The 13,478-nt window shown below is 48.7% G+C and carries 10 protein-coding genes; 3 read left to right on the forward strand and 7 right to left on the reverse strand.

The features are described 5' to 3' along the window. Positions 1-194 precede the first annotated feature (194 nt). From R0I52_RS05535 to R0I52_RS05550, 4 genes are all read right to left on the reverse strand, one after another. Positions 195-2,003, reverse strand: a complete 1,809-nt coding sequence (locus R0I52_RS05535) for an efflux transporter outer membrane subunit (RefSeq protein WP_317053505.1) — start codon at positions 2,001-2,003, stop codon at positions 195-197. Beyond that, positions 2,000-5,230: an efflux RND transporter permease subunit gene (locus R0I52_RS05540; RefSeq protein ID WP_317053506.1), complete on the reverse strand. Its 3,231-nt coding sequence runs from the start codon at positions 5,228-5,230 to the stop codon at positions 2,000-2,002. The genes R0I52_RS05535 and R0I52_RS05540 overlap by 4 nt, the downstream gene beginning before the upstream one ends. A 35-nt stretch (positions 5,231-5,265) precedes the next feature. Further along, positions 5,266-6,678: an efflux RND transporter periplasmic adaptor subunit gene (locus tag R0I52_RS05545; protein WP_317053507.1), complete on the reverse strand. Its 1,413-nt coding sequence runs from the start codon at positions 6,676-6,678 to the stop codon at positions 5,266-5,268. A gap of 600 nt (positions 6,679-7,278) precedes the next feature. Further along, positions 7,279-8,304 carry a polyprenyl synthetase family protein gene (locus tag R0I52_RS05550; RefSeq protein WP_317053508.1) on the reverse strand — a complete coding sequence of 342 codons (1,026 nt, stop codon included), beginning with the start codon at positions 8,302-8,304 and terminating at the stop codon, positions 7,279-7,281. 524 nt (positions 8,305-8,828) lie between these two features. Here R0I52_RS05550 and rplU point away from each other — a divergent pair. The 3 genes from rplU to lolA all read left to right on the forward strand — a co-directional run bounded on the left by rplU (position 8,829) and on the right by lolA (position 10,732). Next, positions 8,829-9,140, forward strand: coding sequence for a 50S ribosomal protein L21 (gene rplU, locus R0I52_RS05555; RefSeq protein WP_075100626.1), 312 nt, complete (start codon positions 8,829-8,831; stop codon positions 9,138-9,140). A 92-nt stretch (positions 9,141-9,232) separates the two neighbouring features. Next, the gene (gene rpmA / locus R0I52_RS05560; RefSeq protein WP_317053509.1) at positions 9,233-9,490 is read left to right on the forward strand and encodes a 50S ribosomal protein L27; all 258 of its coding nucleotides are present in this window, start codon (positions 9,233-9,235) and stop codon (positions 9,488-9,490) included. A 555-nt stretch (positions 9,491-10,045) separates the two neighbouring features. After that, positions 10,046-10,732: an outer membrane lipoprotein chaperone LolA gene (gene lolA, locus R0I52_RS05565; RefSeq protein ID WP_317053510.1), complete on the forward strand. Its 687-nt coding sequence runs from the start codon at positions 10,046-10,048 to the stop codon at positions 10,730-10,732. A gap of 81 nt (positions 10,733-10,813) precedes the next feature. Here the strand turns inward: lolA and scpB are convergent, their stop codons facing one another. The 3 genes from scpB to R0I52_RS05580 are packed head-to-tail and all read right to left on the reverse strand — an operon-like array spanning position 10,814 to position 13,429. Beyond that, positions 10,814-11,380: an SMC-Scp complex subunit ScpB gene (scpB, locus tag R0I52_RS05570; RefSeq protein WP_317053511.1), complete on the reverse strand. Its 567-nt coding sequence runs from the start codon at positions 11,378-11,380 to the stop codon at positions 10,814-10,816. 24 nt (positions 11,381-11,404) lie between these two features. Then, complete coding sequence (locus R0I52_RS05575) at positions 11,405-12,316, reverse strand: segregation and condensation protein A (RefSeq protein WP_317053512.1); 912 nt, start codon at positions 12,314-12,316, stop codon at positions 11,405-11,407. A 45-nt stretch (positions 12,317-12,361) separates the two neighbouring features. Beyond that, positions 12,362-13,429, reverse strand: coding sequence for a tryptophan--tRNA ligase (locus tag R0I52_RS05580; RefSeq protein WP_317053513.1), 1,068 nt, complete (start codon positions 13,427-13,429; stop codon positions 12,362-12,364). Positions 13,430-13,478: the final 49 nt, after the last annotated feature.

The following is a 13,478-nucleotide window of genomic DNA, read 5'->3' on the forward strand; positions in this document are numbered from 1 at the left end:
TATTTGTTTTGTTTGATGGGTTTACATGTTTTAAGCGTTGTCGTCTGATACGGCTGTGCAGGGCTGGCTAGTATGTTCTGACTACTATACCCAATAGCCGCGGTCAAAAGCAAAAAGCCCTACCAAGTCGGTAGGGCTGATGGTACGTATCGACTGTCAAGGTGAGGGCGTGGCCTTGCCCTCGTTAAGACTGCTTATGGTTCAACGATCTGGGTCACAGGGACGGTCTCTGTACTGGTGTCAAAGGTGGTCTTTTCGGTGATTACCCCGACCGCAGCATCTGTTTTACCATCGTCATTGACATCGACTACCGCGGTTGGCTCAAAGCTAGCTGTCTCTTTGGCCTGCGCTTGCTTGATTGCACCTGCTTCTTGCGGTGACGCCACCCGTGCTGAGCTGGCAGCCTCGATAGCGTTTACTGCTTTTGCTTTGTTGGTGCTAGCAGGTAAGTTGACCAATTGTACCAAGTTTTTATGCGGTACGGGAATGGCTGTTGGTACATCAAGGTTGGCACCGCCACCGAGCGCTTGGTATAGCTCGATTTGGCTGACGATTTTTTGTAGCTCCAAATCCAAGATACCTTGCTGAGTTGAGAACAGCGAGCGCTGGGCATCGAGTACGTCTAGATAGTTTGCGATACCAGCTTTAAAGCGTGCATCTGCTATCTGATAGGTTTGCTCAAAGTTGTCTTGTAGACGATACTGTGCTTCGAGCTGCTGCCCTAGCGTCGCGCGTGTGGCCAATACATCTGACACTTCACGGAAGGCGGTTTGGATAGATTTCTCGTAGTTTGCCAAGGTCTGTTCGCGCTCGATTTTGGCCACATCGTAGTTGGCATCTAGGCGACCTGCATCAAAGATAGGCACACTAATACTTGGGCCAAACGACCAGCCCACCGAGCCGCTCTTAAACAAGTCATCCAAGCTACCACTACTGACGCCCACACTACTGGCTAGGCTGATAGAGGGGAAATAAGAGGCGCGTGCCACTTCGATATTGGCACCAGCCGCTTTAAGGTTGTACTCTGCTTGTAGGACATCAGGGCGATAACGCAGCAGCTCACTTGGCAAGCCGGCATTAAAGATCTGCTGATTTGTGATATTGCTGACGGCAGGCGCTGGAATCAGCTCATTTGGAATCGGGGCGCCAATCAGATACTGCAAGGCATTACGCGCGGTCAAAATACTACTCTGGGCGCGTAGTACTGCCAGTCTGGCATTTTCTAAAGACGCGCTGGCTTGTAATGAAGGCAGTTTGGGATCGACCCCAGCCTCAAAGCGTTTTTCGGCAATAAACAGCGAGCGCTCACGGCTCTCAGCAGTAGCTTCTGCCAGTTTTAGCTGCGCCAAGCTATAGCTTAGGTTGGCATAGCTCTGGGCGATGTTACTAATCAGGCTGATTTGCGTGGCGTCTTTGGCAGCGCTCGTCGCTAAGAAGTTTTGCAAGGCTTGATCTTTTAAGCTGGCAATTTTGCCCCAAAAGTCCAGCTCATAGTTGGCCAAGCCTAGATTGACGTTATAGCTGCTGTTGGGGTTCTTATCGACGCTATTTTGCGCCTGACGCTTGTAGCCGCCACTGGCGTTGATCGCAGGCAAATCATTGATATCAGTGATTTGATATTGCGCGCGCGCTTTCTCAATTGCAAGGCGCGCACTTTCAAAGTCTTTATTATTTTCCAGTCCTAACGCAATCAGAGCTTTTAGGCGCTCATCGCTATAAAAGTCCTGCCAGCGCTGTCCTGCGATACTTGGCTGTTCACCACTACTGACGGTTTCTTTGTCAAATGCGCCGTAGGTTTGCTCAATCGGCACATTGGGCTCAGCCAATACAGGACGCGTGTCTGCCTTTGGAATGGTGTTACAGGCTGCCATACTGAGCGCTAAGGCGGTCAAGCCGATAAGACGACCGCCGTTTTTGCGCAGTGCTGCCCGCGTTGGGTGGGCAGGGGTGGCCGTGTTGGCTACCGCAGCTGAGCTTAGGGTTAAGGTTTTTTGAGCACTCATTGTGTATTGTCTCCAAAGCTTGCAGGCTGATAACTTTCAGAAGGCGTTGGGGTTTGTGGTCCAGTTGGACCATTGCCACCATCTTTATCATTTGGTTGGTTGTTCTCATATTTATGCGGGAACAAACTACGCACCCAGATGTAGAACATAGGGATAAAGAAGATACCTAAGAATGTCGCGGTGACAACCCCGCCGACCACACTGGTACCGATGGCGTTCTGACTGCCCGAACCTGGTCCTGTGGCGAGGAATAATGGCACAACACCGAGTCCGAAGGCAAGTGAGGTCATGATAATCGGACGCAGACGTTGACGTGCTGCGGTCATTACCGCCTCTTTTAGACTATAGCCTTCTTCTTGGTGCTCTTTGGCAAACTCGATAATCAAAATCGCGTTTTTGGCAGACAGACCCACGACAGTGAGTAGACCCACCTGTAAGTAAATATCGTTGTTAAAGCCGCGTAGCCAAGTAAATATCACCGCTCCCAATACCCCAAGTGGAATCACCAGTAGGACAGAGAAGGGGATAGACCAGCTTTCATATAGAGCAGCTAGGCATAAGAATACCACTAAGATAGACAGCGCATATAGCATGGGCGCTTGGGCACCTGACTTTTGCTCCTCAAGCGACATACCCGTCCACTCGTAGCCGACGCCATCAGGCAGTTTTTCCATCATGGCTTCCATCGCGCTCATTGCCTCACCAGTACTAAGACCAGGCGCGGCGCTACCTTGGATGTTCATAGAAGGCAAGCTGTTATAACGGGTCAGACGCGGAGAGCCTGATTGCCATTCGCTGCTAGAGAACGCGTCAAATGAAATCATATCGCCCGTATCATTTCGTACATACCACTTACCGATGTCATCTGGGTTGGTACGGCTGCTAGGCTCGCCTTGGACAAAGACGCGTTTGATACGACCACGATCGACGAAGTCATTGATATAGCTTGAGCCCCAAGCTGTAGAAATAACACTATTGATGCTGCCAAGCGATAGGCCATAAGCGGCAGCCTGCTCTTGGTTGATATTGACTTTGAGCTGCGGCGCATCTTCTTGGCCGTTAGGACGCACGCCTGCGACCTGGTCATTTTGCGCGGCCATGCCAAGCAGCATATTACGTGCCTCGAGCAGGCCTTCGTGTCCGAGGTTGCCGGCATCCTGAATCATCAAGTCAAAACCACTGGCGTTACCCAGCTCAGTAATCGCTGGTGGAACGATGGCAAAGACTTGTGCTTCATTGAGTTGGGTAAAGAAATATCCCATGGCACGATCGGCGACGGCCTGTGCGGTGTTTTCTTCACCAGGACGATCCGCCCAGTCGGATAAGCGCACAAAGGCCAGACCCATGTTTTGCCCTTGTCCAGCAAAACTAAAACCTGCAATGGTAAAGACGGAGGCGATATTGTCGCCTTCTTGCGTGTCGTAATAGTTACTGACTTTATCGAGCACATCTTGTGTTTCGTCTAGCGTGGAGCCAGCAGGAAGCTGGACTAAGGTAAACATAATGCCTTGGTCTTCTTCTGGCAAAAACGAACCTGGAATACGCAAAAACACCACTGTCATGATACCGATGATGGCGGCATAGCCGATCAGGTACAGCCACTTAAACCGAATACTCTTACCAACGAAGTTTTCATACGAGCGGCTAAGCTTAAAGAACCCGCGGTTGAACCAGCCAAAAAAGCCTTTTTGTTCTTCGTTGCTGCCTTTGTCGTGACTCTTACTACGTTTTAGTAGGGTCACGCACAGCGCTGGCGTAAAGATCAGCGCGACCAAGGCGGAGAGCACCATACTGGTGATCAAGGTGATGGAGAACTGACGGTAAATAACCCCAGTGGATCCGCCAAAGAAGGCCATCGGTACGAATACCGCTGACAATATCAAGGCAATACCGATAACAATTTTACTGATCTCACCCATAGACTGTAGGGTGGCATCCTTGATAGAGATATGCGGATCTTCTTCTAAAATACGCTCGACGTTTTCTACCACGACGATGGCATCATCGACCAACAGACCGATGGACAGTACCATCGCAAACATGGTCAAGACGTTGACACTAAACCCTGCGACATATAGCACAGCAAAAGTACCGAGTAGAACGACAGGGACGGCAAGGGTCGGGATAATGGTGGCGCGCCAGTTCTGTAAGAAAATAAACATGACGATAAATACCAGCACGATTGCTTCAATCAGTGTATGAACGACTTGTTCGATAGACAAACGCACAAATGGCGTGGTGTCATAAGGCACAACAGAGATGAGGCCTGCTGGGAAGTTGGCTTCTAGCTCGGCCATACGTGCGCCGACCGCTTCACGGGTCTCTAGCGCGTTTGCGCCTGCAGCCAATGAGATACCTAGACCTGCCGCTTCTTGACCGTTATACAAGGAGATAACGCTATAGTTTTCACTACCGATTTCTACATCAGCGACATCGCCGAGGCGTACTTGCGCGCCCGAGTTGTCTGTTTTTAGCAAGATGTCTTTAAACTCTTCAGGAGTTTGCAGATAGCTCTGCACGGTGACGGTGGCGTTGATGACTTGTCGATCAGTGTCAGCAGGTGCTTGCCCTAACTGACCGGCTGAGACTTGCGCGTTTTGTGAGCGTACCGCATTGACCACATCAGAGGGCACCATGTTGTAGCTACGCAAGCGCGCAGGGTCCAGCCATATACGCATGGCATACGCTGAGCCGAACACCTGTACTTCACCCACCCCTTCGACACGGCTTAGCTGATCGACGACGTTTGAGTTGATATAGTCGGCGATATCCGCACGATCCATACTACCGTCTTCGGAGATAAAACCCTGTACCATCAAAAAGCTGCTGGAGGATTTGTTGACGTTGACGCCTTGACGCTGCACCGACTCAGGTAGCGAGCTCATGGCCGCTTGTAGTTTGTTTTGTACTTGTACCTGTGCCGTATCAGGGTCTGTGCCGTTTTCAAAGGTGAGCGTCACAGAGGCGCTACCGTTTGAGGAGCTCGACGATGACATATACATCAGACCATCAAGGCCCTTCATACGTTGTTCAATGATCTGGACAACGGAGTCTTCGACGGTCTGGGCGTTGGCACCAGGATAGCTGGCACTCACCGAAATCGTCGGCGGTGCAATACGTGGATACTGTTCGATCGGTAGATTGATGACCGATATCACCCCGATGAGCATGACCAAAATAGCCAGCACCCATGCAAAAATAGGGCGATTAATAAAAAAACGTGACATAGTATTTCCCTAAGTCTTCCTATCTTTGAATGGAGTTAGTTAGCAGCGGCTTCTGTTGATTTTTCTTTGGTAGTGTTGTTTTCAGAGGTGTCATTACCAGCTGGCTTCTTATCCATTGTCTTTGCCGCTTGCTGCGGTGTTTTGGCCTCAGCGCCTTTTGCAGATGGTGCTGGATTGGCGCTCTCTAGAGGTTTTACTACCACTTCTTGCTCAGGTTTGACCTTCGAGCCACCAATCACGACCACTTTATCACCTGCTTGCAGGCCGTCTGTGACGATCCATTGTCCATCATAAGTGCCATTGATGGTGACTGGACGCACTTGGATTTTGTTGTTTTTGTCAGCGATATACACTTGCGTGTCACCTTTAGGCGTACGCATGACCGCACTTTGTGGTACTAAGGCGGCGTTGGTGATGACGCTCTGCGTGAGGCGAGCGGTGACGTACATGCCTGGTAACAGGATATTGTTGCTATTTGGGAAAATCGCGCGCAAGGTGACCGCGCCTGTAGATTCGTCGACTTTGGCCTCAGACAGCGCAAGCTTACCGCGTACCGGATAGACCGAGCCGTCTTCTAATACCAGCTCCACAGAATTCATGCCTGGCTGTGCTTTGCCTTCAGAGATTTGTTGGCGTAGCTTTAATAGCTCAGATGATGACTGACTGATATCGACATAGATAGGGTCTAAGCGAGAGATGGTCACCAAAGGATCAGGCTGACCTGCGCTCACTAGTGTACCCGCCGTCACGCTTGAGCGGTCCGTGCGACCCGTCAATGGCGCACGTACGATGGTACGGTTGAGGTCTAGCGTGCTGGCTTGTAGCCCTGCTTTAGCCGTTTGAATGCCTGCTTTGGCACTCTCGATGCCCGCTTGGGTCTGTCCGACAGCGGCCGCCGCGCTTTGTACGGCGGCTTGTGCGGTGCGTACCGCGGTTTGTGCTTGTTCGTATTGCTGCTTGGAGATGGCGTCTATATCGACCAGCCCTTGCAGACGTTGTAAGTCGTTTTGCGCCTGCGCCAATGATGCTTGGCGGCTGGCTAGCTCAGCTTTGGCATTGGCGTTGTTGGCCTGTGCTGTCTGATAGTTGGCTTGTGCTTGCTGCACCGCCGCTTGCCCACTGGCGACAGAAGACGCATAGTTGTCGGTATTGATACGATAAAGGGGCTGGCCTTTTTTGACGTTACTTCCTTCACGGAACAGCACTTCGTCGATGACACCATTGACTTGTGGGCGGACGTCAGCGGTTTGATACGCGGCGGTACGTCCAGAGAATGTCTGTACTTGAGGGACGGTATCAAATGTGACGGTTTGGACGTTGACGACCGCAGGCGGCATCTGCTGCTGAGCGGCTTCAGCGCCAGCGGCGTCCTCGTTTTTGTCACAGCCAACCAGTACAGCTCCAGATAGTACAGATGCTATTACAAGCGCAAGAGTAGAATGCTTCATCAATGTCCTCGGCAATATGTATAAAGAATAATGGCAGTATAAAAAGTTTATCAATAAACCTAAGCGTATTGAATATAAAAGTTAATATTGATTCAAAGCACCTATACCATCTTCAAAACCTCGCTACTAGGACATCTGATAGCGCTATATCAATGAGGTACCGCGGTAAGACGCTTTGTGTTTTAGTCGCCTCTTAGAGGTAGGAGACCTATGAGTAAGCGGCAACATGGATGTATAAAATGAATAAATAATTATAAACTATAGGGGTAACCCCACAGTCAAGTGACTAATATCGCGGATTGCCATAAAAATCAGCAATATTGGCAGCGTTATAAGTGCTAACTATCCGTGATATCAGGGTTATGTCAAATAACTGCGCAGCACTAACCGCTTATTAATCAGCAAAAATAAATGTTAACTTTTGTTAAAAATGCAAAGCCCTATAACTATTAAGGTGTTTTTTGCTGCCTAAGTCGCCTCTGTCTACAAAAAATCGGCGTTGGCAAGCCATAATTGTGACCGCGGAAATAAACGCTTAATCACTCGGTCATTGGGCAAAGAGTGCGACGATCTTACTGCTAATGATAAGGGCTCTACAGCCTATAGCAAGCGCGCGCTGGCAAGCTCAGTCAATTTATACAGACCATGGCGGTAGCGGTTGTCAGGCAAGCTCTCAAGCGCCTGTTGCGCCAGCTTGGTTTCTTCTAAGGCGCGCAGCTTACAGTAGTCTAAAGCACCCGATTGGCGGACCAGATTGATGAGCTGCGAGGCATTGGGGGTTTTACCCGTTTGCACAGCGACCCTTAATTGCTCATAGCCCTCATGGTCGCTTTGCTTGAGGAGCTCAAGGGCTTTGATGGTCGGTAGTGTAGGCTTGCCTTCAGCCAAGTCATCACCTAAGTTTTTACCCATCAGTTCACTGTCGCCGCTGTAGTCGAGCACATCGTCGATGATTTGAAAAGCATTGCCGAAGTGTTGGCCAAAATCGCCGAGCGCCTGCATATATTCTGTCTTGCCTTGCAGGATTGCCGCGCCTTGGGTTGCCATCATAAACAGCCGTGAGGTTTTGCCATCGATGATATTGAGATAATCTGTCTCAGTGGCCTCAGGATTATGCTGATGCTGCAACTGCAAGACTTCGCCTTCAGCGATATCACAGGTGCCATCAGAGAACACTTGCAATAGCGGCAAGCTTTGAAAGCCAACCAATAAATTAAAGGCGCGGGCAATCAGATAATCACCGACCAATACGGCGGTGGCGTTGTCCCACGTGGCATTGGCAGTGGGCTTGCCGCGGCGCTGACCTGACTCATCAATGACATCATCGTGTACCAGTGTCGCAGTATGCAGCATCTCTGTGATGGCCGCCAAATGCATGGCTGACTGTGATGGGTTGTCATCAAACATGCGAGCGCATAGCAAGGTGATAAGTGGGCGCATACGTTTGCCCCCTGCGTTGATCACATGCTGTGAGACGCTCATGACGAGTTGTACTTTGGAGTTCAGGCTGCCAAATACTTGTTTGTCCATGATTTCAAAATCATCGGCCACGATACTTTGGATATCGGCATAGCTGGGCGTGGGCTGAGCGTTAGGCGTATTCGTGTCTAAAAGGGTGCTGGTCATAATAAATCGTCATATCAGTCAGAATAAAAAAGTTTGGTAGCCTCGGTCTTATATAGCAAAGGCGTCGTTTTGGCTATAATAGCATAGCTGTGTTTTTGAATGGTTGGTTAAAGTGTAGTGCGATGACGCTGATAAGTGCTGGACTAGGAAGGTAGACGCTAAAAGCTAACAAGGGATAGGTGATAAAAACAACCAAAGAGCAAATAAAGCACTGTAAGTGACTGATTATATAAGCTATAATGGCCACTGTTAGGTACTAGCCATTCGTCGTATTTGCTAGCGTGTCTGCTAGACTGCTTAACTGGGCATTCATAATCATTGATTGTAAGTTATAAACAGTCACTGACAAGCAGAGAGATACAGACGATGGCATGCGTGTAACCACCTTACAAAAACAAGAGGCGCGGCTTGCTTTTATGAGCAAAAAGCCGTAAAATCTTGCCTTTAATTTTTCCCTGTCGTGTTCGTTATCGAAGCGTTGATATAATATCAGCCACGGCACACGGGTTAAACGGAGTCATATAATGTACGCAGTAATCAAAACTGGTGGTAAGCAGCACCGCGTTGTCGTCGATGAGCTTTTAAAAGTTGAGCTACTAAAAGCAGAAAAAGGCGAGACAATCAAACTAGAAGACGTGTTGATGGTTGTTGACGGCGATAACGTCAAAATCGGTCAGCCTGTTGTTGAAGGCGCTAGCGTAGAAGTTGAAGTGGTTGAGCATGGTCGCGGCGAAAAAATCCGTATCATCAAGCACAACCGTCGTAAGCACTATCACAAAGAGCAAGGTCACCGCCAATGGTACACCTTGTTAAAAATCAAAGCCATTAATGCCTAATTCCCTATTTAGCGATTATCGCTAAACTAGCGCACTAAATGCTTAAGAGTTATCGCATTGGCGATAAGTCACATTAACAAGGAGATTTTCTCATGGCACATAAAAAAGCTGCCGGTTCGACTCGTAACGGTCGTGATTCAAACCCAAAAATGCTAGGCGTAAAAATCTTTGGTGGCCAAGCTATCACAGCTGGTAACATCATCGTACGTCAACGTGGTACAGAGTTCCACGCAGGCGAAGGCGTTGGCATGGGTCGTGACCATACTTTATTTGCCCTAAATGACGGCGTTGTAAAGTTTGAGACCAAAGGTAAGTTCAACCGTCGTTATGTATCGGTTGAAAACGCGTAATTCATCGCCTCTAAGGGCTTAGCAATGATGCGACGTCATTTTATTTATCTCTCATTTATATAAAATGACGACAAAAAAGCTTCTACTGTCTGATGGCAGTAGAAGCTTTTTTTATGTCAATCATTTCTCACGAACGTTATTGAGCGTTTTGTCCTAGGTGTTTTGTGCTAAGTGTTTTATTAGGCACTTTGTACCAGCCATTGTATGCCAGCTTACGAATTTAAAAGATTGCTATTGATCTATTAAACGACCAGTTTGGAAGGAGTCTAAAACAATTGCCCAATCGCACACCATAGGGCAGTACGTTTGGTTTATGATGTATAATTGCCGCGAGTTAATCAGTTACAAGCGTGTATGGCAGCCGTAGTAAAGATTGCAAACGATGACTAGGCGCGTAATAAAAAAACTGGCACACTGTCTGCATTGTTTAATAACCGCCGTTTATTGCTTTTAATTAATTCGGTATAAACTGAGTATTAGACATTTATTGAAAACAACAATTTTAATGAAGACATTTGATTTTTATGCGATTTGCATGTTGAGAGAGGAATGAGTATGACTGTATCTAGCAAACCAACCACTTTAACACAGAAACTGATGAGCAGTGCGTTGACAGGCGTGTTGGTGACATCGCTTGGCGTGGCTGCTCCTATGATAGCGATCAGCCAATCAGCAACCGCCGCCCCTGCGGACAATTTAACAGCCGCTAAGCGCCTAAATAAGCTTTTGGCAAATACCAAAAGTATGACCGCAAACTTTAGCCAAACCACCAAAGGCGCCAATAGTGGCACCTTTACAGGCACGATGAGTGTACAGCGTCCCAATAATTTTCGCTGGGAAACCAAATCCCCATCGCAGCAGCTTATCGTGGCCAACGGTAACTCGATGTGGGTCTATGACAAAGACTTAGAGCAAGCGACCAAACAAAATGTCGATAGCCAAGTAGGCAACACGCCAGCGTTATTGCTGTCGGGTGATCCAAGTAAAATTGATAAAAACTTCAAAATCACCCAACCTTATGACAATAAAAACTACTACGTGCTTTATCCAAAAGCTGATAGCGCGAGCTTTAAGAGCCTATCGATGAGCTTTAGCGGCGGCAAGCCTGTGATGATGGTGCTCAATGACAGTTTGGGTCAGACCACCTCTATCAAGTTTAGCAATATCAAGCTAAACCCCAGTATTAGTAGTAGCCAGTTTAAATTCACCCCTCCGAAGGGTGTGGACGTCATCAATCAGTAAGTTTAGCCCTCAAAACAAGCGACTATGGATAAAAAAAGGACAAGCCTTGCGTGGTTTGTCCTTTTTTATGGCAGCAAGACTCTAAGACATCGCTTGGATAGCTTCCATATTTGGCATAGGCGGCAGTTCATCCAAATGCGTCAGCCCAAAGGCGTCCAAAAACTGCGGCGTGGTATGCAGCAGTGCAGGGCGCCCTAAGGTGTCTTTATAGCCGTCCTCGACGATCCAGCCTTTATCAAACAGTTGGCGCAAGATGTTACTCGATAGCGTCACGCCGCGGACATGCTCGATATCGCTACGGGTCACAGGCTGCTTATAGGCGATGACGCTTAGAGTCTCAAGCAGGGCTTGGCTTAGGCGCTCTTGACGCTGCGGAAACACGCGCTGAATGAGCGCGCTATAGTCGTCAGAGATTTGTAGTCGATAACCGCTGGCAGTCTTGTGCAGACTAAGCACGCCGCTGGCTAAGCGTAATTGTAACCGCTCTAGCGCTTGGGTCAGCTCTTCGACCGTTAACGACAGCTGTTTTTTTAAGACCGTATCAGTAAGAGGTGTCTCTGAAGCGTGCAACAGCACTTCGATATGCTTACTCATCGTCTCTAAATAATCGTCCGTCTGTGTTGGCGATTGATGCTGGTTGTCTGTCATTGCATATATTCTCTATTAAAACTATTAAGCCAGCCACTGTAGCGTGAGTTGTCCTATGTGGTCATCTTCTGCAGACCCTTTATCAGCAGCAGTATGGTTAGGGCGGCTTTCTAAATCGGTATTTACCACGCCAACCAGCTGCCGCTTTATCAGCTCCAGTACGGCAACGAAGCTGACCACCACGCCGATCTTACCTTGGGTTTTGTCCAGCAGCTCATAAAACGAGCGCGCGCCATCCGTGCTTAGCTGACGGCTGATGCTGGCGATACGATCAGACAGTGGCACGGCATCGACCTTGATGGTGTGCATCTGATAATCAGGCTGCAACTGCATCTTAAACAAACTATCGATCAACAGAGTTGGTGAATAGCTAGGTAATTCGGCGCTCATCACCTCGGTGCTGGGCCTGCTGACCATCGCCAAAAACACATCGCGCTCAAGACGCACCAGATTGTCCAAGCGTTGACTGACTGCCTTGATCTGTGCGTATTCTTCGAGGCGCTCGATCAGCTCTGCCTTTGGATCGCGCTCATCGCTTGGCACCTCAGGCGTAGGCAGCAGCAGTTCAGACTTGATCGCAATCAATGTGGATGCCATCAGTAAGTAGTCGCCCGCCAGCTCAAAATGCTCGGTATCTAGCTCACTGATATAAGCCAAATACTGCTCTGTGATAGGCAAGATGGGCATTTGCGTGAGATCGACGTTGTTTTTTTTGACCAGATACAATAAAAAATCAAGTGGTCCTGCAAATTGCTCAAGCCAAATGGCAAAGGCTCCAGGCGGCACGTACAGATCATCGGGCAGATGTTGTACGGGCGTTTGATAAATACGTAACGGTATTTGGCTGATAGCGGTGTTGTCTTTTTTGTCAGGTGTGCTAGCAGACAAAGCCGCTTTGTCTAAAGCGGCTGATTGTTTGGTCGTTGAGGTTTGCATGTTTAGCACCTGTCCTGATGGCGACGTACTTTGCCACGCAAGGAGCTATTTAAGTTTGGCAAGTGGACGTATTCCAATAGCACGGCGCGCCTTATCTAGCTGTTTGCGGCTATGACGGCGCGCTTTGTTTGCCCCCATTTGCAGAATCTCTTCAAGCTCTTTGGGATTGGCCATCAGCTCCTCATAACGCGCGCGAAATGGTGCAATCTCGCTATTTATTTTATCAAACAATACTTGCTTGGCATCGCCCCAGCCGATACCAGCGGCATACTGTTCGCGCATATCAGCGACTTCTTCAACAGTGGCAAACGCTTTGTAAATCTCAAAGAGTGCTGAGTCATCAGGGTCTTTTGGCTCATCAGGCAATTGCGAGTTGGTGACGATTTTCATGATGGCTTTGTGCATTTGCTTTTCAGCGCTGACTTGCGGGTTGGGCTCGCCAAATAGAGGAATGGTGTTGCTATAGCTTTTGCTCATCTTACGACCATCAAGCCCTGTCAGCAGAGGTATGTCTTCATCAACGACCGCTGAGGGGAGGGTAAAGAGCGGTTTATAGCGATGGTTAAAGGTGCCAGCGATGTCACGCGCCATCTCGATGTGCTGTACTTGGTCACGGCCTACGGGGACGTGAGTGGCGTTGAACATCAAGATGTCCGCCGCCATGAGTACAGGATAGCCAAACAGCCCCATGTTGATGCCTTGGTCTGGATCGACATCGGCTTTTTCTGTATTGATATCGACTGCCGCTTTATAGGCATGGGCACGGTTCATGAGACCTTTGGCGCATGAGCAGTTCAAAATCCAAGCCAGCTCTGGTATCTCAGGCACATCCGACTGACGATAAAACGTCACACGCTCAGGGTCAAGACCACAAGCAATCCACGTCGCAGCAATGATTTTGGTTGACTCATGGATGACGGCAGGATCGTAGCAGCCGATGATGCCGTGATAGTCGGCCAAAAAGAAAAACGCCTCATCGTCGCTATTTTGGATCGATTCAATCGCTGGGCGAATGGCACCGACATAGTTACCTAAGTGCGGAATACCTGTTGGTTTGATGCCAGTGAGGATGCGTTTGTGTTCTTTATTAGGGGCGTCAGTTTGATTAGTCATGAAAAATCCGTGGTTGGTTTGCTTTTTGATTTATTAGAGTGATATTAGT

This window comes from Psychrobacter sp. CAM01 (assembly GCF_032842965.1).
Taxonomy (GTDB): domain Bacteria; phylum Pseudomonadota; class Gammaproteobacteria; order Pseudomonadales; family Moraxellaceae; genus Psychrobacter; species Psychrobacter celer.